22 protein-coding genes, 4 tRNA genes and 1 pseudogene are annotated in these 23,879 nt (G+C 45.1%); 21 read left to right on the top strand and 6 right to left on the bottom strand.

Translation table 11 applies throughout. From position 1 onward, the window contains the following. Positions 1-21: 21 nt before the first annotated feature. Positions 22-222: a DUF2188 domain-containing protein gene (locus GYO_RS42805; protein ID WP_041521111.1), complete on the bottom strand. Its 201-nt coding sequence runs from the start codon at positions 220-222 to the stop codon at positions 22-24. A 169-nt stretch (positions 223-391) separates the two neighbouring features. Between GYO_RS42805 and dnaB the strand changes: the two genes are divergently transcribed. From dnaB to GYO_RS44215, 14 genes and pseudogenes are all read left to right on the top strand, one after another. Then, complete coding sequence (gene dnaB, locus GYO_RS42795; protein WP_014115849.1) at positions 392-1,756, top strand: replicative DNA helicase; 1,365 nt, start codon at positions 392-394, stop codon at positions 1,754-1,756. A gap of 116 nt (positions 1,757-1,872) precedes the next feature. Continuing rightward, positions 1,873-2,289, top strand: coding sequence for a VOC family protein (locus GYO_RS42790; protein ID WP_014115847.1), 417 nt, complete (start codon positions 1,873-1,875; stop codon positions 2,287-2,289). Positions 2,290-2,497: 208 nt separating this feature from the next. Next, positions 2,498-3,790: an adenylosuccinate synthase gene (gene purA / locus GYO_RS42785; protein ID WP_014115846.1), complete on the top strand. Its 1,293-nt coding sequence runs from the start codon at positions 2,498-2,500 to the stop codon at positions 3,788-3,790. A 222-nt stretch (positions 3,791-4,012) separates the two neighbouring features. Continuing rightward, positions 4,013-4,088 (top strand) — tRNA-Lys (locus tag GYO_RS42780). Positions 4,089-4,097: 9 nt separating this feature from the next. Beyond that, positions 4,098-4,169: transfer RNA gene (locus tag GYO_RS42775), tRNA-Glu, on the top strand. An 82-nt stretch (positions 4,170-4,251) separates the two neighbouring features. Further along, a tRNA-Asp gene (locus GYO_RS42770) sits at positions 4,252-4,328 on the top strand. A gap of 35 nt (positions 4,329-4,363) precedes the next feature. Further along, positions 4,364-4,436 (top strand) — tRNA-Phe (locus tag GYO_RS42765). 383 nt (positions 4,437-4,819) lie between these two features. After that, positions 4,820-5,527: a cell wall metabolism DNA-binding response regulator WalR gene (gene walR / locus GYO_RS42760; RefSeq protein ID WP_003244363.1), complete on the top strand. Its 708-nt coding sequence runs from the start codon at positions 4,820-4,822 to the stop codon at positions 5,525-5,527. Between the two features lie 7 nt (positions 5,528-5,534). Continuing rightward, positions 5,535-7,370, top strand: a complete 1,836-nt coding sequence (walK, locus tag GYO_RS42755; protein WP_014115845.1) for a cell wall metabolism sensor histidine kinase WalK — start codon at positions 5,535-5,537, stop codon at positions 7,368-7,370. Next, positions 7,360-8,727 carry a WalRK two-component regulatory system regulator WalH gene (gene walH / locus GYO_RS42750; RefSeq protein ID WP_014115844.1) on the top strand — a complete coding sequence of 456 codons (1,368 nt, stop codon included), beginning with the start codon at positions 7,360-7,362 and terminating at the stop codon, positions 8,725-8,727. The genes walK and walH overlap by 11 nt, the downstream gene beginning before the upstream one ends. Continuing rightward, positions 8,714-9,556 carry a WalRK two-component regulatory system regulator WalI gene (walI, locus tag GYO_RS42745; protein WP_014115843.1) on the top strand — a complete coding sequence of 281 codons (843 nt, stop codon included), beginning with the start codon at positions 8,714-8,716 and terminating at the stop codon, positions 9,554-9,556. The genes walH and walI overlap by 14 nt, the downstream gene beginning before the upstream one ends. 21 nt (positions 9,557-9,577) lie before the next feature. Next, positions 9,578-10,372, top strand: coding sequence for an exodeoxyribonuclease YycJ (gene yycJ / locus GYO_RS42740; protein ID WP_014115842.1), 795 nt, complete (start codon positions 9,578-9,580; stop codon positions 10,370-10,372). 81 nt (positions 10,373-10,453) lie between these two features. Continuing rightward, positions 10,454-11,659 (top strand): serine protease HtrC, encoded by a 1,206-nt coding sequence (gene htrC / locus GYO_RS42735; protein WP_014115841.1) that lies wholly within the window; start codon positions 10,454-10,456, stop codon positions 11,657-11,659. A gap of 20 nt (positions 11,660-11,679) precedes the next feature. Beyond that, positions 11,680-11,809, top strand: a pseudogene (locus GYO_RS44215) (hypothetical protein). On the opposite strand, the gene GYO_RS42725 reads toward GYO_RS44215, so the two are convergent. Both GYO_RS42725 and GYO_RS42720 read right to left on the bottom strand, forming a co-directional pair. After that, the gene (locus GYO_RS42725) at positions 11,806-12,306 is read right to left on the bottom strand and encodes a PepSY domain-containing protein (RefSeq protein ID WP_014115840.1); all 501 of its coding nucleotides are present in this window, start codon (positions 12,304-12,306) and stop codon (positions 11,806-11,808) included. The pseudogene GYO_RS44215 and the gene GYO_RS42725 sit on opposite strands and share 4 nt — an antisense overlap. A 171-nt stretch (positions 12,307-12,477) precedes the next feature. After that, entirely contained in the window at positions 12,478-13,377 is a 900-nt protein-coding gene (locus GYO_RS42720; RefSeq protein ID WP_014115839.1) for a PepSY domain-containing protein, read from the bottom strand. Positions 13,378-13,588: 211 nt separating this feature from the next. On the opposite strand from GYO_RS42720, the gene GYO_RS42715 reads away from it, so the two are divergent. Together GYO_RS42715 and GYO_RS42710 are read left to right on the top strand one after the other, a co-directional pair. Further along, positions 13,589-14,272, top strand: coding sequence for a response regulator transcription factor (locus tag GYO_RS42715; protein WP_014115838.1), 684 nt, complete (start codon positions 13,589-13,591; stop codon positions 14,270-14,272). Further along, complete coding sequence (locus GYO_RS42710) at positions 14,269-15,720, top strand: sensor histidine kinase (protein WP_014115837.1); 1,452 nt, start codon at positions 14,269-14,271, stop codon at positions 15,718-15,720. The genes GYO_RS42715 and GYO_RS42710 overlap by 4 nt, the downstream gene beginning before the upstream one ends. 2 nt (positions 15,721-15,722) lie before the next feature. Here the strand turns inward: GYO_RS42710 and rocR are convergent, their stop codons facing one another. Next, complete coding sequence (rocR, locus tag GYO_RS42705) at positions 15,723-17,111, bottom strand: arginine utilization regulatory protein RocR (protein WP_014115836.1); 1,389 nt, start codon at positions 17,109-17,111, stop codon at positions 15,723-15,725. 240 nt (positions 17,112-17,351) lie between these two features. On the opposite strand from rocR, the gene rocD reads away from it, so the two are divergent. The 3 genes from rocD to rocF all read left to right on the top strand — a co-directional run bounded on the left by rocD (position 17,352) and on the right by rocF (position 21,148). Next, positions 17,352-18,557: an ornithine aminotransferase gene (rocD, locus tag GYO_RS42700; protein ID WP_014115835.1), complete on the top strand. Its 1,206-nt coding sequence runs from the start codon at positions 17,352-17,354 to the stop codon at positions 18,555-18,557. A gap of 223 nt (positions 18,558-18,780) precedes the next feature. After that, positions 18,781-20,184, top strand: coding sequence for an amino acid permease (locus GYO_RS42695; protein WP_014115834.1), 1,404 nt, complete (start codon positions 18,781-18,783; stop codon positions 20,182-20,184). 73 nt (positions 20,185-20,257) lie between these two features. Then, positions 20,258-21,148 (top strand): arginase, encoded by an 891-nt coding sequence (gene rocF / locus GYO_RS42690; RefSeq protein ID WP_014115833.1) that lies wholly within the window; start codon positions 20,258-20,260, stop codon positions 21,146-21,148. Between the two features lie 35 nt (positions 21,149-21,183). On the opposite strand, the gene GYO_RS42685 is transcribed toward rocF, so the two are convergent. Together GYO_RS42685 and rapG are read right to left on the bottom strand one after the other, a co-directional pair. Further along, on the bottom strand, positions 21,184-21,300 hold the full coding sequence (locus GYO_RS42685) for a Phr family secreted Rap phosphatase inhibitor (protein ID WP_003219133.1): 117 nt from the start codon (positions 21,298-21,300) through the stop codon (positions 21,184-21,186). Next, positions 21,301-22,398: a response regulator aspartate phosphatase RapG gene (rapG, locus tag GYO_RS42680; protein WP_014115832.1), complete on the bottom strand. Its 1,098-nt coding sequence runs from the start codon at positions 22,396-22,398 to the stop codon at positions 21,301-21,303. 110 nt (positions 22,399-22,508) lie between these two features. Between rapG and GYO_RS42675 the strand changes: the two genes are divergently transcribed. Next, positions 22,509-22,979: a GNAT family N-acetyltransferase gene (locus GYO_RS42675; protein WP_014115831.1), complete on the top strand. Its 471-nt coding sequence runs from the start codon at positions 22,509-22,511 to the stop codon at positions 22,977-22,979. A 155-nt stretch (positions 22,980-23,134) separates the two neighbouring features. Continuing rightward, the gene (locus GYO_RS42670; RefSeq protein WP_014115830.1) at positions 23,135-23,872 is read left to right on the top strand and encodes a YiiX/YebB-like N1pC/P60 family cysteine hydrolase; all 738 of its coding nucleotides are present in this window, start codon (positions 23,135-23,137) and stop codon (positions 23,870-23,872) included. The last annotated feature ends 7 nt before the right edge of the window (positions 23,873-23,879 follow it).

The following is a 23,879-nucleotide window of genomic DNA, read 5'->3' as shown; positions in this document are numbered from 1 at the left end:
TGCAGCGAAGGGTTTCATTCGTTAAAATGAGTATTCTTCTTCCACATTTTTAAACTGGTCATAAATCACAAGCTTTGCTGGACTGTTTTCTTCTGCCACCTGTTTGGCTTTTTCAATTGCGGCGTCTTTAGATGTATACAAAGCTGTCGGCGCCACATTCTCCACCTTAATAAACCAGCCGTCCGCATCAACATTAGGTGTAACTGCATATTTTTTCATCATCATTCATTCCTCCCTCAAGTTTTATTGCATTTTTCCCGCCTAGTTACTGTCCGAAACGATCCAATCGGCTAGCTGAAAAAAACAGGAAATAGACAATTTTTCTATTTTTTTTCTGCAGAAATGGTAGAATGGAGTTTGGAGATTTTTTAATGAGAGGACGGTGCTTAGCATGACAGACGTTCTGAATGATCGGCTTCCTCCGCAAAATATAGAAGCCGAACAAGCCGTGTTAGGCGCTATTTTTTTGCAGCCGTCTGCTTTAACACTGGCTTCAGAAGTATTGATTCCAGATGATTTCTATAGAATGTCCCACCAAAAAATCTATAATGCGATGCTGGTGCTCGGTGACCGAGGTGAACCGGTTGATCTAGTGACGGTAACGTCAGAGCTTGCGAATACAGACCTGCTGGAAGAAGTGGGTGGCATTTCGTATCTGACAGATATCGCAAACTCGGTGCCGACAGCGGCTAACATAGAATATTACGCGAAAATCGTAGAGGAAAAATCAATTCTTCGCCGATTAATCAGAACAGCGACAACCATCGCTCAAGACGGGTATACCCGTGAGGATGAGGTCGAGGATTTACTCAGTGAAGCTGAAAAAACGATTATGGAAGTGGCGCAGCGCAAAAACACGAGTGCCTTCCAAAATATTAAGGACGTCCTTGTCCAAACCTATGACAATATCGAACAGCTTCACAATCGAAAAGGCGATATTACGGGAATTCCGACAGGGTTTACAGAGCTTGACCGGATGACTGCCGGGTTCCAGCGCAACGACTTGATCATTGTGGCTGCCCGTCCGTCAGTGGGGAAAACGGCCTTTGCCCTGAATATCGCACAAAACGTGGCGACCAAGACCGACGAAAGCGTAGCGATTTTCAGTCTTGAGATGGGTGCAGAGCAGCTCGTTATGCGTATGCTCTGTGCCGAAGGAAACATCAATGCCCAAAATCTTCGTACCGGTAACCTGACGGAAGAGGATTGGGGCAAGCTGACGATGGCGATGGGAAGCCTGTCAAACAGCGGGATTTACATCGATGATACACCGGGTATCCGCGTGAGTGAAATCCGAGCCAAGTGCCGCCGCTTGAAGCAGGAAAGCGGTCTCGGCATGATTTTGATCGACTACCTGCAATTGATTCAGGGAAGCGGACGTTCAAAGGATAACCGTCAGCAGGAAGTATCAGAAATTTCCCGTGAACTGAAGGCGATCGCCAGGGAGCTGCAAGTCCCTGTTATCGCGCTTTCTCAGCTTTCCCGGGGTGTTGAGCAGCGTCAGGATAAGCGTCCGATGATGTCTGATATCCGGGAATCAGGAAGTATCGAGCAGGACGCGGATATTGTCGCGTTCCTTTATCGTGATGACTACTATGACAAAGAAACCGAGAATAAAAATATTATCGAAATCATTATTGCCAAACAGCGTAACGGCCCGGTAGGAACCGTGTCTCTTGCGTTCGTAAAAGAATACAATAAATTCGTCAACCTGGAACGGCGTTTTGATGACGCAGGTGTTCCGCCCGGCGCATAAACCCCAAGAGCTGATCTTGGGGTTTTTTCATTCGAAAGATGGAAAAAATACCGTTCGCTCAGCGGATGTAAATTTGAAAGCGTTTTAATAAAATGGTGCAAAAAGGAGATGGTAACATGGGAAACCCTTTTTCATTATTTCACGCAGCGCAAATCCGGATTGCGCGGCCTACAGGCCAGCTCAATAAGATCATTCGTTTTTACGAAGAGGGACTGGGCTTGAAACGAATTGGAGAATTTTCGCAGCATAACGGGTATGACGGTGTCATGTTCGGACTCCCTCATGCCGATTATCATTTGGAATTCACCCAGTATGAGGGGGAAAGTACTGCTCCCGTTCCCCATCCCGACAGTCTCCTCGTTTTTTATGTGCCGAATGCAGATGAACTGACAGCAATCACTTCAAAGCTAAAACGCATGGGCTATCAAGAGGTTGAATCTGAGAACCCGTACTGGAGCCATGGAGGCGTGACGATAGAGGATCCGGACGGCTGGCGAGTCGTTTTTATGAATACAAAAGGGATATCCGGCTAGCAACTCTTTTTCATGCTAAAGGACAAAAGTTTCACAAGCTTTTTATGGCGAAGCGATGAGAAAACGCTTATAAAATGAATGGAAGCGAACGAATATAGATTTACATTAATTTAATGTTCGGATTTACAATTGACTTTCTGTTTCTTCACTGATAAACTTGATTTGTTTGAATAGAATCGTTTTGAAAGGTTAACGGAGGTGCACGGACATGTCTTCAGTAGTTGTAGTAGGTACGCAATGGGGCGATGAAGGAAAAGGTAAAATTACAGATTTCCTATCAGAAAATGCAGAAGTGATCGCCCGTTATCAAGGCGGAAATAACGCAGGGCATACAATCAAGTTTGACGGAGTCACATACAAGCTTCACTTGATCCCGTCTGGAATTTTCTATAAGGATAAAACGTGTGTGATCGGAAACGGAATGGTTGTAGATCCAAAAGCATTAGTCACAGAGCTTGCGTATCTTCATGAGCGCAACGTCAGTACAGACAACCTGAGAATCAGCAACAGAGCTCACGTCATTCTGCCGTATCATTTGAAATTGGATGAAGTGGAAGAAGAGCGAAAAGGGGCTAACAAGATCGGCACAACGAAAAAAGGAATCGGCCCTGCTTATATGGATAAAGCAGCCCGCATCGGAATTCGCATTGCGGATCTGTTAGACCGTGACGCGTTTGCAGAAAAGCTTGAGCGCAATCTTGAAGAAAAAACCCGTCTGCTTGAGAAAATGTACGAGACAGAAGGGTTTAAAATTGAGGATATCTTAGACGAATATTATGAGTACGGCCAGCAGATTAAAAAATATGTCTGCGATACATCTGTTGTCTTAAATGATGCTCTTGATGAAGGGCGCCGTGTATTGTTTGAAGGCGCGCAAGGGGTTATGCTTGATATCGATCAAGGAACATACCCGTTTGTTACATCATCTAACCCGGTTGCCGGCGGTGTCACGATCGGTTCCGGTGTCGGCCCGACCAAAATTCAGCACGTTGTCGGTGTATCAAAAGCATATACGACTCGTGTCGGCGACGGTCCTTTCCCGACTGAGCTGAAAGATGAAATCGGCGATCAAATCCGTGAAGTCGGCCGCGAGTATGGAACAACAACAGGCCGTCCGCGCCGTGTTGGCTGGTTTGACAGCGTTGTTGTCCGCCACGCCCGCCGTGTGAGCGGAATTACGGATCTTTCTCTGAACTCAATCGACGTTTTAACAGGAATTGAAACGCTGAAAATCTGTGTGGCGTACCGCTACAAAGGCGAGATCATTGAAGAATTCCCAGCAAGTCTTAAAGCACTTGCGGAATGTGAGCCGGTATATGAAGAAATGCCAGGATGGACTGAGGATATCACAGGCGCGAAAAGCTTGAGCGAGCTTCCGGAAAACGCGCGTCACTATCTTGAGCGCGTGTCTCAGCTGACAGGCATTCCGCTTTCTATTTTCTCTGTCGGTCCAGACCGTTCACAGACAAATGTCCTTCGCAGCGTGTACCGTGCGAACTAAATAGAATTTGCTTATAAGCCCCTAATTCAGGGGCTTATTTTTTGTTTGAAAGCCGCATATAAGTTGGTCTGAGAAAAAAATATGAAAAAAAACCAAAAAAGTTATTGCCACTTCTATTTGTTCGTGATATTATAAATCTCGTTGTTACGGAAACTGCTTCAATAGAGTACAAGATAGAACTTGTTCCAAGTCGTTTGCTCTATGGAAATTCCGACATCTTAAGAGCCATTAGCTCAGTTGGTAGAGCATCTGACTTTTAATCAGAGGGTCGAAGGTTCGAGTCCTTCATGGCTCACCATTTCGTGAAGGCCCGTTGGTCAAGCGGTTAAGACACCGCCCTTTCACGGCGGTAACACGGGTTCGAATCCCGTACGGGTCATTGATTTACTTTAGCGTTATTGCTAAATTCCTTATTTGTCTGCGAGGGCTGACACGACAGCTCTCGCGGCAAATTACTGTAAGGTCCGGTAGTTCAGTTGGTTAGAATGCCTGCCTGTCACGCAGGAGGTCGCGGGTTCGAGTCCCGTCCGGACCGCCATTTTACTTTACTTAGTAGAGAAAAATAAAACATTTGGCTCGGTAGCTCAGTTGGTAGAGCAACGGACTGAAAATCCGTGTGTCGGCGGTTCGATTCCGTCCCGAGCCACTTACCAAACGCATCTGCAATCGTAGGTGCGTTTTTTCTTTTAGGAAAAAGGCAAACATGAAGAGTGTTATAATAGAAGAAAAAGGGAGAACCGGCCCTGCGGCCGGTTCAAAGAAGAAGACGTCATTGATAAAGACGCACTCCGGTGAGGGGAGGTTTCAGTAAAGTTAACTATTTTAAAAAAAGTTGACCAGCATGACAAAAGATAAACAATGGGCGGATAAAGGTGAAATATGTGTTTTTTTCCAAACCTTTATTTTTTTTATCTTTTGACCTTAAACCGTTATAATAGACAAGGACCCATTGTTTACATGGGCCATAAATGATGAAACGAATGTTATATAGATGAAATGAAGTTATTCGGCAGGAGGAAAATCAAAATGATGGATAAAAAGATCCTTGTAGTGGATGATGAAAAACCGATTGCAGATATATTGGAATTTAACTTAAGAAAAGAAGGCTATGAAGTGCACTGTGCCCACGACGGAAACGAAGCCGTTGAAATGGTAGAAGAGCTTCAGCCTGATTTAATTCTTTTAGATATCATGCTTCCTAATAAAGACGGTGTTGAAGTGTGCCGTGAAGTCAGAAAGAAATACGATATGCCGATCATTATGCTGACGGCTAAGGATTCAGAAATTGACAAGGTCATCGGGCTTGAAATCGGTGCTGATGACTATGTCACAAAACCTTTCAGCACACGCGAGCTCCTGGCACGTGTAAAAGCGAACCTGCGCCGCCAGCTGACAACAGCGCCGGCGGAGGAAGAGCCGTCCTCTAACGAGATTCATATCGGCTCTCTCGTCATCTTCCCTGACGCGTACGTCGTATCAAAAAGAGATGAAACAATTGAGTTGACTCATCGTGAGTTCGAATTGCTTCATTATTTAGCAAAACATATCGGACAAGTGATGACCCGTGAACATTTGCTTCAAACTGTTTGGGGCTATGATTACTTCGGCGATGTCAGAACGGTTGACGTAACAGTCCGCCGGCTTCGTGAAAAAATCGAGGACAACCCGAGCCATCCAAATTGGATTGTCACACGCCGCGGCGTAGGTTATTACTTGAGAAACCCAGAACAGGACTAATGCCCCTATGAATAAGGTTGGTTTTTTTCGGTCGATCCAATTTAAGATTACCTTGATTTATGTGCTTTTGATTATCATTGCAATGCAAATCATTGGTGTGTATTTTGTCAATCAGGTAGAGAAGTCGCTGATCAGCTCGTATGAACAATCGTTGAATCAGCGAATCGACAACCTTTCTTACTATATCGAACAAGAATATAAAAGTGATAACGACAGCACTGTTATCAAGGATGACGTCAGCCGTATTTTGAATGACTTCACGAAAAGTGATGAGGTTCGGGAAATTAGTTTTGTAGATAAGAGCTATGAAGTGGTCGGTTCTTCAAAACCGTATGGTGAGGAAGTGGCAGGGAAACAAACGACCGATCTGATCTTTAAAAGAATTTTTTCTACTAAACAATCGTATTTAAGAAAGTATTATGACCCGAAAAGCAAAATCAGAGTTCTCATTTCCGCGAAGCCCGTCATGACTGAAAACCAAGAGGTTGTCGGCGCGATCTATGTTGTCGCGAGTATGGAAGATGTCTTTAACCAAATGAAGACGATCAACACGATACTGGCATCCGGCACAGGTTTGGCACTTGTTTTGACGGCCCTTCTCGGTATTTTTCTGGCAAGAACCATTACCCATCCGCTTTCGGATATGAGAAAGCAGGCGATGGAGCTTGCGAAAGGGAATTTCTCGAGGAAGGTTAAAAAGTACGGGCATGATGAAATTGGGCAGCTCGCCACTACGTTTAATCACTTAACGAGAGAGCTTGAAGATGCCCAGGCGATGACAGAAGGAGAGCGCAGAAAGCTTGCCTCCGTTATTGCCTATATGACAGACGGCGTTATCGCCACAAACCGAAACGGAGCGATTATTCTCTTAAACAGCCCGGCGCTGGAGCTGTTGAACGTTTCACGTGAAACAGCCTTAGAAATGCCGATTACGAGCTTGCTGGGGATTCAAGAGAATTATACGTTTGAAGATTTAGTGGAGCAGCAGGATTCTATGCTGCTTGAGATTAAGCGCGATGATCAACTAACGGTGCTTCGCGTGAATTTCTCTGTGATCCAAAGGGAACATGGCAAAATCGATGGTTTAATCGCTGTCATTTACGATGTAACCGAGCAAGAGAAAATGGATCAAGAACGCAGAGAATTCGTTGCGAATGTATCACACGAGCTGCGGACGCCGCTCACGACAATGCGCAGTTATTTAGAGGCGTTAGCTGAAGGCGCGTGGGAAAATAAAGACATTGCCCCGCGTTTCTTAATGGTGACGCAAAATGAAACAGAGCGTATGATCCGGCTTGTCAATGATCTGCTTCAGCTTTCGAAATTTGACAGCAAGGATTATCAATTTAACCGGGAATGGATTCAGATTGTCCGGTTTATGTCGCTTATTATTGACCGTTTTGAAATGACAAAAGAGCAGCATGTGGAATTTATCAGAAATCTGCCGGACAGAAATCTGTACGTCGAGATTGACCAGGATAAAATTACGCAGGTACTCGATAATATTATTTCCAACGCTTTAAAATACTCACCGGAAGGCGGACATGTCACATTCTCAATTGATGTCAATGAAGAGGAAGAACTCCTCTATATCAGCGTCAAGGATGAAGGGATTGGAATTCCGAAAAAGGATGTCGAAAAAGTCTTTGACCGCTTCTACAGGGTTGATAAAGCGAGAACGAGAAAGCTCGGCGGCACCGGTCTGGGATTGGCGATTGCCAGGGAAATGGTTCAGGCGCACGGCGGAGATATTTGGGCGGACAGCATAGAAGGAAAAGGCACGACGATTACATTTACTCTTCCATATAAAGAGGAACAAGAGGATGATTGGGATGAAGCGTGAAAATATAAAAACGATATTACTTACGGTACTCGTCATCATCAGTCTTGTGTTTACGTGGGGGATATGGACGTTCCAGCCAAACTTTTCTGAAGGCTCATCATCAACAGAGTCTACTGTGCGTGAGAAACATAAAATCGAAAAAAATACCCAGAAGTTGTCTGAAACGGTAAGGCCGAGGGACATGTTTATCCATGATGACGGCGCTCATTACAAAGTGGGTGATGAAACCCTCTATGAAGAAGTCTGGTCTGACTTGCCGCATTGGGATGTAAAAGGAATTAAAGATATTTCTGATCAGTATGACAAGGTTGGATTCAAGAGCTGGTTTTATGGAATAGGCGGTTATGAAGCGAAGCTTGATTTGCAATTCAATGACACGATTCCGATTGATATTTTCCAAACGCTGTTTAAATGGTCCAATCAATCGTTTGAATACAGTTCGTTTGATCATATTCTGATTCCGTTCAATGAAACAAAAGCGAACAAGAAAATTTATTTGGTGTCTTACAGCAAACAGCTCATTCTGGAAGTGACCGTTGAATCGGCAAACTACCGGAACATTATGAACGACTTGAAAAACAGGCAATCAAACATGCCGGCGTACAGTTTGTTCTCAATCGGCTCAAAGAAAGAGTTCCTGCTGCCGAACAAACCGCTTACGATGGACAAAAAAGAGTTTGTCACAGAATCGATTAAAACAAACACCTTTAAGCAGGCTTTGTTCAGCGATCCGAGCATTGTAAGGGAAGATTCGAATTACAACAACAGAAATGTACTGACAGATGGGATCAGCCGTTTAGATGTGAATCTAAGCCAGCGCCAGGTGCAATTCCAGCAGCGCAATTTAGTCCAGAGCACATCTTATCAAACAGGTGAGTTAATCAAAAAGAGCCAAAAATACCTAGAGGATACGGGAAGCTGGACGGATAATTATCAATTTTTCAATATCAATGACAGCCAGCAGCTGAGCTTCTATATCTTTATGGATCAGATGCCGGTCATTAACAGCACCGCCAAACCGTTCGGAGCGACATCGGCGATTACGGTGCAATGGGCGAACGATGATATTCTTAGTTATAAGCGGCCGAATTACAGTCTCGGAACGAATCCGATCAAAACAAGCGAGACAGAGCTGATGAGCGGCAGCGAAGTGAAGATGCTGCTTTCTAAACAAACCAAATATGATATGGACAAAATTGATCAGATCTTCCTTGCTTATCAATTGGTATCAACATCAACTAATGATGACCCTCTAGTTGAGCTTGAACCAGTTTGGGCGATGAAAATAAACGGAAAAATGGTGCCTATTACAAAGGACTTATTGACGAAGGAGGGGGCAAACAGTGGAGTGGAATAAGACAAAATCAATCTTCATCGTTGCCTTCCTCATTTTAGATATATTCTTAGGCTATCAGTTTTTTCAAAAATGGCAGGCTACCAGCAAAGAATATGAAGTCATTAAAAATGATGTCGAGCATGACATGAAAGCCGACCATATCACGTATGAAGGCCTGAATAAGGATGCAATAGAAGGCTACCGGATCACAGCAAATCAAAAGGCCTTTACCAAGGAGGAAATTGAGGCACTCAAGGATCAAAAGCCTTTGATGGACATGCCTAGTGATGATCATAAAGTAACGAGCCTGAAAATGAAGTTTACGAATCCGATCGCCCTATCAAAGAAGAATATCGAGGACGATGCCCAGGCACTTGTTTCTTCGAAAATCCAAGATGGTGAAAAATATAAGCTTTGGAAGGTTGACAAATCGAAGAAAGAAATTATTTTCTTCCAAACGTATGAAGGCGATTATATATACCAGAAGACCGATAATTCTTCTAATATGATCGGACAAGTGGTGTTGCACTTAAACGCTAAAAACGAGGTTGTGTCATACGATCAGACAACGCTCGAGACGTTCAAGCAAATTCAGAAAGAAAGCTTAATTACTGAAATGGATGCGGTTGAGCTATTGTACTATCAAAATCAATTAAAAGAATACAGCACTGTGAAGAGCTGTAAATTCGGCTACGTTGCACAATATCCGCTGACAAGTACGCAGGTGCTGGCGCCGGTATGGAGAATTACGGTCGAGTACGATAAAAAAGTGAACGGCGAGAAAAAGACAGTACAAGAGTATTTTACTGTGAATGCTTTGGAGAGTACGATTTTAGATACAGATCAATGAAAATAATGGAGTGAGACAAACATGAGCTTGCAATTTAGCGTACTTGCGAGCGGGAGTACGGGAAATGCGTTTTATCTTGAAACAGAGGATCACGCATTTTTGGTGGACGCCGGTTTGAGCGGGAAAGCCATGGACGGGCTAATGGCGCAAATCGGGCGTAAGCTGGATGATGTAGACGGCATTTTTGTGACGCATGAGCATAGTGACCATATTAAGGGCCTCGGCGTGGTCGCCAGAAAGTACAAGCTTCCGATCTATGCGAATGAGAAGACATGGAAAGCGATGGAGAATCAGATCGGCAAAATAGACACCGATCAAAAGTTTGTGTTTCCGATGGAGACGGTGAAGTCGTTCGGCGGACTTGATGTCGAATCGTTTGGCGTCTCCCACGACGCAGCGGAACCGATGTTTTATGTATTCCATTATAACGGCCGAAAGCTCGCATTAATGACAGATACGGGATATGTCAGCGACCGGATGAAAGGCATCATCCGCTCAGCGAATGTGTTTGTGTTTGAAAGCAATCATGATGTTGGGATGCTGCAAATGGGAAGATACCCATGGAGCATTAAGCGGCGGATTTTAAGTGACGTCGGGCACGTTTCCAATGAAGATGCTGCCTTGGCGATGACTGATGTCATTGGCGACGAGACGTCTCGTATATACCTGGCGCATTTGAGCCAGGACAACAACATGAAGGAGCTGGCGAGAATGTCTGTGCAGCAGACATTGGCTACTAAAGGATTTGTGACGGGTGAGACATTTGATTTGTATGATACCGATCCGAAGAAGGCCACTCCGCTTTGCGCTGTATAATTTTTCTATGTAAATCATGACTATTATAGGAGCTTCTAACCCACAATATAACCATATTAACGTTCTTGGAAAGGATGGAATATGGTGGATTACGATCGTGAGGAAGAACATACTACTCCTGAACAGCCAAAGAGAAGCAAAAAAGGATATTTTCTTTCTAGTCTGATTGGCGTGATTGTCGGTGCCGTATTAATGGCGTTTCTCATGCCGTACTTTTCAAATGAAGGGTTAGATACGGGTGCCTTAGATCAGCAGCAGAACAACAACAATGGCCGGGAATCAATCAGGACGGTGAATGTCAGTGTCAACAATGCGGTCACCAAGATTGTCAGCAATGTGTCGCCTGCCGTTGTCGGCGTTGTGAACATCCAAAAATCAGACATTTGGGGAGAGAGCGGTGAGGCTGGGAGCGGCTCCGGCGTCATCTATAAGAAAAATGACAACTCTGCTTATGTCGTGACCAACCATCATGTCATCGAGGGCGCTTCCCAAATTGAAATCAGCTTGAAAGACGGCTCGCGTGTAGCGGCTGAACTTGTCGGCAGTGACCAGCTGATGGATCTTGCCGTTTTACGGGTGAAAAGCGATAAAATTAAAGCAGTCGCCGACTTCGGTAATTCAGATAAAGTCCAATCTGGTGAGCCGGTTATCGCAATCGGGAACCCGTTAGGCCTTGAGTTTGCAGGTTCTGTCACACAGGGCGTCATCTCGGGTACGGAGAGGGCAATTCCTGTGGATTCAAACGATGACGGACAGCCTGACTGGAACGCAGAAGTCCTGCAAACAGATGCGGCCATTAACCCTGGGAACAGCGGCGGCGCTTTGTTAAATATGGATGGGAAAGTCATTGGTATCAATTCAATGAAAATTGCCGAATCGGCGGTTGAAGGGATTGGCCTGTCGATTCCGTCTAAGCTTGTGATCCCTGTGATAGAGGATTTAGAGAAATACGGCAAAGTCAAACGTCCGTTCCTTGGCATTGAGATGAAATCGCTAAGCGATATTGCAAGCTATCATTGGGATGAAACATTGAAGCTTCCTAAGGATGTCACCAATGGAGCGGTTGTGATGGGTGTAGATGCCTTCTCACCTGCCGGAAAAGCAGGGCTGAAGGAACTGGATGTCATCACGGAATTTGACGGATACAAAGTAAATGATATTGTTGATCTGCGGAAACGGCTTTATCAGAAAAAAGTCGGTGACCGGGTGAAGGTGAAGTTTTACCGCAGCGGTAAAGAAAAATCCGTTGACATCAAGCTTTCCTCCGCAGATCAATTAGGAAGTTAGTTAAAAACAGTCTGGCACCGTTGCCAGACTGTTTTTTATGCAAAAAAACTGAACGGGGGTCACGCCCGTTCAGTTGAACAAGGATATATCGAATATGAAGAAAAATACAAGATGGATGTTACACGTGAAACAGCAGGCAATGCCTGTTAACTGCAAATGCTTCCGTTTTCAGCATTGACTTTAATGGTTTGTACTGTGTGGTTGCTGGCTGTGATTTTAATGATGTACACATAGATGCCGTTCTCTTTCTTCAATGCAGAAGACTTGACTGTACCTTTGCATTTGTTCAGCGCAATGCTTTGTGCTTTTGCTTTTGTGACTGCGGCTTGTTTGTTGTCAACGTGATGCTTGACGACTTTTCCGTTGCTGCAGTTGACGTTGAAGGTGTGAACTTTTCCGTCTTCACCGAGCACCTTAATGACATAGACATAAACCCCGTTTACTTTCTTCATTTGAGCCGATTGAACCGCGCCGTTGCAGTTGTGTAATGCAATTGTTTTCGCTTTGGAAAGCGTAATAGAAGCCTGCTGCTGTGTTTGGACTTTAGCAGTGTCTTCTTTATGAAGAACAGCCGCGTGCGTGGAAGATAAAGAACTGATTGAGATGACAGCGCCTAAAGCAGCTGCTGATAATATTTTCACATTCATTTTTACGTCCTCCTTAGATGATGATGTAAAAAGAACTGAACGCGGGTCACGCACGTTCAGTTTAAAAGAGTATTTAGAAAAAGGTAGACATGAACTTAGAACTTCGTGTTAAAACAAGACTGGTGTTATACGTTGAATTGCAGTTGTTTCACTGCTGGCAAGTATCAATTTTTATTTGCAAATGCTTCCGTTTTCAGCGTTCACTTTCACTGTTTGCTCAGTGTGGTTTTGGGCAGTGATTTTAATCACGTAAACGTATTTACCGTTTTCTTTCTTCAAAGCAGAAGATTTCACTGTGCCTTTGCATTTGTTTAGCGCGATTTGATGTGCTTTTGTTTTCGTAATGGCTGCGTTTTTCTTTTGCACTTCTTGTTTTACGATTTTACCGCTGTCACAGTTGACATGGATTGTATGGGTGCTGCCATCTTCGCCCAGCACTTTTACAAGGTAGATGTAAACGCCGTTTTCTTTCTTCAGTTCAGAAGATTGAACTGCGCCTTTGTACTTGTTCAGTGCGATTTGATGCGCTTTTGTTTTTGAAAGATGTGCTTGTTTCTTTTGCTCGTGTTTTGCCACTTTGCCGTTTTCTCCATTGATATGGAACGAGTGAAGGCTTCCATCTTCACCCAATACTTTCACGACATAAACGTAAACACCGTTTTCTTTCTTCAGCTCAGAAGATTGAACCGCGCCTTGGCAGTTTTTCAAAGCGAGCGAATGAGCTTTTGATTTGCTGATGTAGCTTTGTTTCTTTTGAACGTCGTGTTTCACAACTTTACCGCTGTCGCAGTTAACGTTCATCGTATGCTGTTTGCCGTCCTCACCGAGAACTTTGACTACATATACGTAAGTGCCGTTCACTTTCTTCATTTGGGCAGATTGAACAGTACCCTTGCATTTGTTCAAAGCAACTTGCTTTGCTTTTGCTATTGTGATGGAAGCCTGCTGCTTCGTCTCGACCTTCGCTGATGCATCATCCTTCTGAATGACAGCGGCATGGGCGGAAGTGAAAGAACTGATTGAGATAATGGTTCCCAGCGCGGCTCCTGATAAAACTTTAGTGATATTCATATGATGTTCCTCCTTTATTTCATTGTTGGCTGAACCAACTAAGGCTATTGTATAGGCCGAAGCTGAAAATCAAATGAGGGCTGGCTGAAAACTTGCTGAATTCAGCTGATTTTTAGGGAAGATTCAGTTGGTTTTCAGATAAAAACGAATAATAGGAAGGGAAGGGAAAAAACTAATCAGAGGTTTATGCCAACTAAGGAGAGAGCACAGCATGAATAGGATGAAAGGCATCAAGATTTTGCTCGTGGACGATGAACCGGCAATATTAGATTTTTTGACAATGGGTCTTGAAAATGAAGGCTTTGAGGTTAAGACTGCGGCTGACGGAATGACAGCAATGAACACCGCAAAAACATTTCAGCCGCATGTGGCCATCCTGGATGTGATGATGCCCGGAATGGATGGGCTGGAAGTATCGAAAATGATGAAAAAAAACGGCCATACCGCCATTATTATGCTCACGGCAAAGGATGAGGTGGGGATTCGGGTAAAAGCTCTGACAGAGGGTGCTGATGACTATATGATCAAACCCTTCAGCTTTGAAGAGCTGCTGGCGCGTATTTATGCAAGAATTCGGGATCACTTCCCTAACCTGTTCGAAGAAGTCGCGCTCGGCCCGTTTCGGATTGATGACCGACGCAGAGAAATCCGCTATCAGGAAGAGGTGCTGAAGCTTTCGGCAACAGAATATGAGCTGCTGAAATTGTTGGTGCTGAATCACGGCCTTGTGCTCAGTAAAGCGAGGATTCTGGATAAAGTATGGGGCTATGACTTTTACGGCGAAGAAAATATTGTCGAAGTGTACATCCGTTCCTTGCGGGAAAAATTGAATGACAAAACGCATGAAGTGATCCGCACTGTACGCGGTGCGGGCTATCGGGTGGATATTGAATGAAGAAACGATTCAAAACGCTGCGCTTTCAGCTTTTATTCCGCTCGTTGTGCATTCTCGTTCTTCTATTGTTTTTTGTCGGCGCCATGCAATATGTGTTTGGAAAACGCCTCTTATATGAAAACCGCGCTGTCAGCATTCAGAGTTATATCAACTCGACGGAGCCGACCATATGGAAAAACATTAAAAGATACAAAAGCAATTCCGACAGCCCGGACAAGTCAGATGGTGCTGTCCGTCCCGCCTTTATTTATCCAGGTGTAACAATCGTTTTTATTGATAAAAAAACAAAAGTCCGCACGGTATTGTCGACAGACCCATATGCGGGAGCACCGCCAACATTTAAAAAAAGTGTATATGATGAGGCGTTGGAAGATACGATGGCCTTGCACTACAGAATGACAAAAAATGAATTTGGCGAAGAAGTACTGGTTGTGTTTCAGGCTATTAATATTGATGGAAAAGAAGCAGGCGTGATCCAAATGAGTGCTTTAACATCACCGCTGAAGGACGTGCTCCTCAGGCAAATCAGCATTTACTCTACGCTCTCGCTTGTCGCGCTCCTGCTCGGGCTTTTTACATTCTTGCCCGTGGTCCGACATACGCTTAAACCGTTATCACAAATAGTACATATGATGGGGCATATCAATGCGGGAAATTTGAATAAAAGGCTTCCTGTTTATCGAAAACAAATGGAAATCGATGCGCTGGCTATTTCATTTAATCACATGCTGGAGCGGATTGAAATATCATTTAAAGCAGAAAAAGAAGCGAGGGAGCGCATCCGCCAATTTGTATCAGACGCTTCGCATGAGCTGAGAACGCCATTAACGTCCATACATGGCTTTATCGAAGTGTTGCTGCGGGGCGCGGCGCTTCAGCCGGAGCAGAGAGATAGAGCGTTGAATAGTATGTATGAAGAATCGAAGAGAGCCACTCGGCTGATAGAGGACCTGCTGTTTCTGGCAAAAATCGATCGGGTGCCGAGCTTTGAAATGAAGAGAGGCGATCTCGATTTGCTCATAAGGGAAATGGAGCCGCAGCTCAGTCTGCTTGCGAAAGAAAGAAAACTGCAGCTGCTGCTTGAGGATCACGCTGAAGCCGTTTTTGACCGGGATAAGATGAAACAGGTCATTCTGAATGTGGTTTACAACGCGGTGCAGTTTACAGATGAGAAAACCGGCGCCATCACCATCTCGCTGCAAAAAGACCATGATGGCGTTATGCTGATGATAGCGGACAACGGCACAGGCATCGCGCCGGAGCATTTGCCGCATTTATTTGACCGGTTTTACAGGGCAGACCCATCCCGCTCCCGAAAATATGGAGGTTCGGGACTGGGGCTTGCCATTACGAAGTCGATTATCGACAGCCACAATGGGACGATTGAAGTAAAAAGTGAAATCGGCAGAGGCACTGTTTTTCTGATCAGGCTTCCTGCGCCGGAATAGGGTTATGATTCGGCAGGCGGTTGAGAAAATTTCTTCAGCCTGTATTGGAGGCTTTGTCTGCTGATGCCAAGCTCCTGAGCAGCTTGCGAGATGTTATGGCCGTGTTTTCTTAACACGTTCTCAATCACGTATTTTTCGAAGCTCTCCATTTTTTCCTTTAAGTCTGCGGCCGGCTGGTGTCTTGGTGTTTCAGGCTCCGGGATGTCAGCCGGCTTGATTTTCATGCGGTATTGATAGGGCAGATGAGAAGCCGTAATCGTTTGCTCGTCCGTCATGAAATTCATTGCGCCTTCGATCATATGCTCAAGCTCACGTATATTTCCCGGCCAGTCGTAGGATAGGAAAAATTGCTTCACATCTTCGCTGATGTGTTCGACATTCATTTGGAACAGGTGGTTGTTTTTCTGAATGAACTCCGACGCGAGAAGCAAAATGTCTTCCTTTCGTTCCCGAAGCGGCGGGATAATGAGCGTCACGACGCTCAGCCTGTAATACAAGTCCTTCCGCATTCGTTCGCCCGCAATCGCATCAATCGGGTCTTCGTTCATCGTGGCAATAATACGCACGTCAATCGGTGTATCCTTTGTCGAACCAATGCGCCTGATTTTCCGTTCTTGAAGGGCGCGCAGCAGCTTCGCCTGAAGACTGAGATTCAGCGAGTTGATTTCATCTAACAGCAGCGTGCCGCCATGCGCTTGTTCAAACAGGCCGGGCTGGTCTACAGCGCCGGTAAACGCGCCTTTTTTCGTTCCAAACAAAATGCTTTCCACAAGGCTGTCTGGCAGTGCCGCGCAGTTTTGTGAAATAAACGGGCCTCCTGAACGATCGCTGCCGTTGTGGATACTTTGCGCAAACAGCTCTTTTCCAGTGCCGGTTTCGCCTGCGAGAAGGACAGATGATGACGTCCGCGTTGCCCGCTTGGCGTTTTCGATGACGTCTTGAATGGCCGGACTGGTGCCGAGAATGCTGTCAAACGTATAGGTTGTGTTGCCTTTTTTGTTCATATTCTCCCTGATCAGCCGTTCAAGCTTTGTCACATCCTTGGCAATTTCGACTGCGCCCCTGATCTTGCCGTCCTTGACGATGGGATATGTATGATTAATCGTCGTTATTTCCTGCCCTTTATTATTGAAATAGCTCTGTTTGACGTTTTTAATTGTTTTGCCTTCCTGAAGGGCCTGTACAAGCGTGCTGTCCTGCTGTTTTGAAAACATAAACACATCCATCAGGTTTTTATTCAGGACGTCATGCTTCTCCATATCTTCAATTTGCATCATTTTATTGTTATAAACGATCGTGTTTCCGTGCTCGTCTACCACGTGCAGGCCAACATCGATTTCATCCAAAATGCTTTGAAACACTAACGTGAGGAACTCGCTGTCTTTGACCACTGTATGAACCTCCCTCAATTATTTTCTTAATATTGCTTCTATTTTATAAAAGAATGGAGAGGATATGCAAAAGAATTTTGCACTTGCTGAAATTTTTGCTCGAAATATCTGAATGTTTTTGCACCTTGTCCACGAAATTTGTAGAAAACACACGAAATCTTGATTTGGCACAGAACTTGCATTTATAAAAAGGGAAAGCAGGATAACATGTTGAAACAGAAAACAAGGGGGAATTCAAATATGCCAGCTTTATCTAAATCCAAAGAAATTATTGATCAGACGTCTCATTATGGAGCCAACAATTACCACCCGCTCCCGATTGTCATTTCTGAAGCGCTGGGTGCTTGGGTAAAGGACCCGGAAGGCAATGAATATATGGATATGCTGAGTGCTTATTCTGCGGTAAACCAGGGTCACAGACACCCGAAAATTATTCAGGCATTGAAGGATCAGGCTGATAAAATCACCCTCACATCACGCGCGTTTCACAACGATCAGCTTGGGCCTTTTTACGAAAAAACAGCTAAACTAACGGGCAAAGAGATGATTCTGCCGATGAATACAGGAGCTGAAGCGGTTGAATCTGCGGTGAAAGCGGCAAGACGCTGGGCTTATGAAGTGAAAGGCGTAGCCGACAATCAAGCGGAAATTATCGCATGTGTCGGGAACTTCCACGGCCGGACGATGCTGGCGGTATCTCTTTCTTCTGAAGAGGAATATAAAAGAGGATTCGGCCCGATGCTTCCGGGAATCAAATTAATTCCGTACGGAGATGCGGAAGCGCTTCGTCAGGCGATTACGCCGAATACAGCGGCATACTTGTTCGAACCGATTCAAGGCGAAGCGGGCATTGTCATTCCGCCTGAAGGGTTTTTGCAGGAAGCGGCGGCGATTTGTAAGGAAGAGAATGTTCTGTTTATTGCTGATGAAATTCAGACGGGTCTTGGACGTACAGGCAAGACGTTTGCCTGTGACTGGGACGGCATTGTTCCGGATATGTACATCTTGGGTAAAGCGCTAGGCGGCGGTGTGTTCCCGATCTCCTGCATTGCGGCGGACCGCGAGATCTTAGGCGTGTTTAACCCTGGCTCACACGGCTCCACATTTGGCGGAAACCCGCTTGCTTGTGCAGTGTCTATCGCCTCATTGGAAGTGCTGGAGGATGAAAAGCTGGCGGATCGTTCTCTTGAGCTTGGCGAATACTTTAAAAGCGAACTTGAGAGCATTGACAACCCTATCATTAAAGAAGTCCGCGGCAGAGGGCTGTTTATCGGTGTGGAATTGAAAGAAGCCGCACGCCCTTATTGTGAGCGTTTGAAGGAAGAAGGGCTTTTATGCAAGGAAACGCATGATACAGTCATTCGTTTTGCACCGCCATTAATCATTTCCAAAAAGGATTTAGATTGGGCGATAGAGAAAATTAAGCACGTGCTGCAAAACGCATAATTCCGCACCATGGCGGGATATTCACTTCGTTTGTATAAATTTACAACAGAAAAATAAGCACTCCCTATTTGCTCAGCTACAGTATTTTAGTATAATGTATCTTTATGAGAAGAAGTGAATTTTATATTAAATAGATAGAGACTCTTTGGACAGCAAACTGGGATACGCACCATGTAGATGTTCCAGCTTAGATCCAATACAAGTTGCTGAAGGGGTGCAGAATGTGAATACAAACCAAGATAACGGAAATCAGCTCCAGCGGACAATGAAATCACGCCACTTGTTCATGATTTCATTGGGCGGAGTGATCGGAACCGGTTTCTTCCTTGGAACCGGATTTACCATTAACCAGGCGGGACCGCTCGGCGCGGTTCTGTCCTATTTAGTGGGCGGCTTTATCATGTTTTTGACCATGCTTTGCTTAGGGGAGCTGGCGGTCGCCTTTCCTGTGTCGGGGTCCTTTCAGACCTATGCGACAAAATTTATCAGCCCGGCCTTCGGGTTTGCGTTCGGCTGGCTGTACTGGCTCGGCTGGGCAGTTACATGCGCTATTGAATTCTTATCAGCGGGACAGCTGATGCAGCGTTGGTTTCCGCATGTGGAGGTCTGGATTTGGTGTCTTGTATTTGCGGCACTGATGTTTTTACTAAATGCGATAACCGCGAAAGCCTTTGCAGAATCTGAATTTTGGTTTTCCGGGATTAAAATCTTGATTATCCTTTTATTTATTATTCTCGGCGGAGCTGCCATGTTTGGCCTGATTAACCTGAAGGGTGGAGAGCAGGCGCCGTTTCTGACACATTTTTATGAAGACGGGTTATTTCCGAACGGCATAAAGGCAATGCTGATTACGATGATTACCGTGAACTTTGCGTTTCAGGGAACTGAGCTGATCGGGGTTGCAGCAGGAGAAAGTGAAGACCCTGAAAAAACAATTCCGCGGTCCATCAAACAGACAGTATGGAGAACACTTGTCTTCTTTGTTCTTTCCATCGTTGTCATTGCCGGCATGATTCCGTGGAAACAGGCTGGAGTCGTGGAAAGTCCGTTTGTTGTCGTATTTGAGCAAATCGGAATCCCGTATGCTGCTGATATCATGAACTTTGTTATATTGATTGCGCTCTTATCTGTTGCGAATTCAGGTTTATACGCATCGACACGTATCCTGTACGCGATGGCGAATGAAGGACAGGCCTTCAAAGCGCTGGGCAAAACAAATCAACGCGGTGTGCCGATGTACTCGTTAATCGTAACGATGGCTGTGGCCTGCCTGTCACTTCTGACAAAATTTGCGCAGGCTGAAACCGTATATATGGTGCTATTATCATTGGCGGGCATGAGCGCACAGGTCGGCTGGATTACGATTTCGCTTTCCCAAATCATGTTCAGACGCAAATATATCCGTGAAGGCGGCAAGACAGAAGACCTGAAATTCAAAACACCGCTGTATCCGGTGCTTCCGCTGGTTGGCCTGACGTTAAATACGGTCGTTCTCATCAGCCTTGCATTTGATCCAGAGCAGCGTATCGCGCTGTATTGCGGCATACCGTTTATGGTCATTTGCTACATCATTTATCATGTCGTCATTAAAAAACGCCAGCAGGCAAATCGTCAGCTAGAGCTTTAAAAACGTTGTCCGCAAGTCATCTTTGTTATAACCCGCATAGGACATTATCTTATATGTTGAGGTGGAATCACAGATGGATAAAACGATTTCGGTTATTGGAATGCCAATGGATTTAGGACAAGCACGACGCGGAGTGGACATGGGCCCGAGTGCCATCCGGTACGCCCATTTGATCGAGAGGCTGTCAGACATGGGCTATACGGTTGAAGATCTCGGTGACATTCCGATCAGCCGCGAAAAGATCAAAAACGATGAAGAATTAAAAAACCTAAATTCCGTATTGGCGGGAAATGAAAAGCTCGCTCAAAAGGTCAACAAAGTCATCGAAGAGAAAAAATTCCCGCTTGTCCTGGGCGGCGACCACAGTATTGCGATCGGCACGCTGGCAGGCACAGCGAAGCATTACGATAATCTCGGCGTCATCTGGTATGACGCGCACGGCGACCTGAATACACTTGAAACATCACCATCAGGAAATATTCACGGCATGCCGCTTGCCGTCAGCCTCGGCATCGGCCACGAGTCACTGGTTAAGCTTGAAGGCTATGCACCTAAAATCAAACCGGAAAACGTCGTCATCATCGGCGCCCGGTCACTTGATGAAGGGGAGCGTAAGTATATTAAGGAAAGCGGCATGAAGGTGTACACGATGCACGAAATCGACCGTCTCGGCATGACAAAGGTGATCGAAGAAACCCTTGATTATTTATCAGCATGTGACGGCGTCCATCTCAGCCTTGATCTGGACGGACTTGATCCAAACGACGCACCGGGTGTCGGAACCCCTGTCGTGGGCGGCATCAGCTACCGGGAGAGCCACCTGGCTATGGAAATGCTGTATGACGCAGGTATCATTACCTCAGCTGAATTCGTTGAGGTCAACCCGATTCTTGATCACGAAAACAAGACTGGCCAAACAGCAGTAGAGCTCGTAGAATCCCTGCTAGGGAAAAAGTTGCTGTAATAAGAAAACCCCCGCATCCCGCGGGGGTTTTTCATTTATCCAATCATTTTCTCAGCGACTTTCATCTCCTGTGAATGGGTTTGATGATCTGCAATAAACCATCCTGATAAAATCACCGCTGCGACGCCTGCACCAATCAGAAATTTTTTCATTTATATAACCTCCGTTCGTTTGATGAGTTCTTCAATTTGTAATGCTTCATAAAAAAAGTGGGCAGCTTCTTTGTAAAGCTCATGCTCCTTATACCGTTCTCCAGCCAAAATGGAAAGTTCTCTTACACTGTCATACTCTTTCTCGGACACCAAATCATCCATATATTGTTTGCATAAGTGAAACGTTTCCGCATGACCTCCTTTTGCATAAATGGCATACAAAATGTCTATTTTTGCCTCACATATTCTATTCGGCTCAGCAGTCAATTTTTCCTTCACATCTTGGTAATAAGATAAGGCCTGTTCTTTCTTTTTGATCTTAAACAGCTCTCGTATGAGCAAGTAGACAGAATGATAGTAATAGGCAGAGCAGGCGTATTCTTCGTTCTGTAAGGCCTCTTCTAATTTAGAGACCGCCTCTTCGGACTTGCCGCTTTGCGCATGAAGAAGGCCGAAGTTATGCAAAAGCTGGGCTTCAAAAAAATGATCCTCTAATTCTCTCGTGATCCGAATTGCTTCGTCCAAATATGTTTCAGCTTCTTCAAACTGCCCAATCTCGGTAAAATTGCCTGACATGGTGATCAGCGCTGAAGCCAGTTTCTTTTTATAATCGGTCTCTTCCCTGAACGTTTTAACTGCTTGCCGTGTATGGTTGAGGGACACAATATTTTGTCCCAGCTTATAATAGAGCTTTCCGACCTTCAGGTGAAATTCGGCTTTCTCAATCGGATCGGGAATGTTGTCGAGATACTGCTCTGCATCTTTATACAGCCCAATGGCAATGTCATAATTATTCTTATAGGCCTCATACATGCCTTCAAACAGAAAAAAGTAATATTTCAGCATGTCAGACGTAGCATTCATATGAGAAGGCTCCTCATGCTGAAAGCCCTGTCCTCTCGCCTCGTGAAGCAAAACCTTGTGTCGCAGTTCCAGCAAGGAGAAGTAGGCAAGAACCTCCTGATCCTCTTCCATGTCATCCAATAAAGGCTTTACTTCTTCAAATAAACGGGAGGACTCTTCAACTTCATGTTTCTTGATGGCAAGGTACCAATCGTTGAGCATGTTAGCGATTTCTGCGGGTGCAATCTTATTCATTTGAAACTCCTTTCTCTAGTGACTTATCAATCTCAGTTGCTTATTCTGATAGTAACACCTCTTTCTATTTTATGTAAAATCCTCTAGTCAATATATAAAGGAGAGATGAGATGACAATCATGCTGACCCCTATGCAGACAGAAGAATTTCGGTCTTACCTCACATACACGGCCAAGCATTACGCGGAAGAAAAGTTGAAGGCGGGAACATGGCTGCCTGAAGACGCATTGCTTTTGTCTAAGCAGACCTTTTCTGATCTGCTTCCGAGAGGGCTGGAAACACCCCATCATCATTTATGGAGCCTTACGCTGAATGAAAAGGAAATCGTTGGGTGGCTCTGGATACATGCTGAACCGGAGCATCCGCAGCAGGAAGCGTTTATTTACGATTTCGGGTTATATGAACCGTACCGTGGCAAGGGCTACGCAAAGCAAGCATTAACGGCTTTAGAACAAACGGCACGAAGCATGGGAATCCGGAAGCTGTCCCTCCACGTCTTTGCCCATAATCACACAGCACGGAAGCTATATGAGCGGACCGGATTTCAAGAAACGGACGTGGTCATGAGCAAGAAGCTTTAATAAAAAGGGCCTGAAAAAGGCCTTTTTTTGCGGACAGACTTCTGTAAATGATTTCTAAAAATTCTGTAAATCACCTAGTTACTTTCCTTATTTCCCTAATATAATGTGGGTGAGGAAATCACCTTTCCTACATTCACAAGAAAAGAGGAGATGTAATGAAGTTGAAGAAACGGTTGTCAATGTTTTTGGTAGCGCTTACAATGTGTGGCGGCCTGTTTGTTTCTCCCGCCAAAGCCGTAAAGACCACAAATTATGCTGAAGAAATCGCCGCACTGCAGCCAGACACGACACCAGAGGAAATCATGAAGTCCGCCAGCCAGATTGCCAAACAGCAGCACGTAAAGCAAGACGTTATTCTGAAACAGTTCTATAAAGAAATCACAGCAGATAAAGCAGAAGGCGATAGACTCGCCAAGGAAAGCGGCATGTCTATCATGGGCGGCTCATCCGGCACGAAAAAACTCCCGACAAGCGCGAAAGGCAATATCTATTACACCAACTCCTACACAGCCTACTACAATCATGGCCACGTCGGCATGTACTCCGCCGCTGACAAAATTGTTGAATCTGTTCCGAGCGACGGCGTCAGGCAGATCGCTTATAATGCCAGAGACGTGGAAGATAACTCCATCGTACAGACAGTCAATGTCACTTCTTCACAGAAAACATCCGCTGCCGACTGGGCGGTATCAAGAGTCGGCGACCCATACTCATTTAACTTCGTCAATAATAGAAATACCGGCCATGACGGCGCGAAAAACTGTTCGAAGCTCCTATGGTCTGCATTTTTACTGAAAGCAGGCATTGATATAGACAGCAACGGAGGCTTAGGCGTATATCCGCGCGACATCACAAGCTCTTCGTATATGACAACCATCATGACCATTTACTAAGGAGAAG

It is taken from the genome of Bacillus spizizenii TU-B-10, assembly GCF_000227465.1.
Classification (GTDB): Bacteria; Bacillota; Bacilli; order Bacillales; family Bacillaceae; genus Bacillus; species Bacillus spizizenii.
Note: the sequence above shows the minus strand (reverse complement) of the source record. Positions and strands in the feature narration are given on the sequence as shown.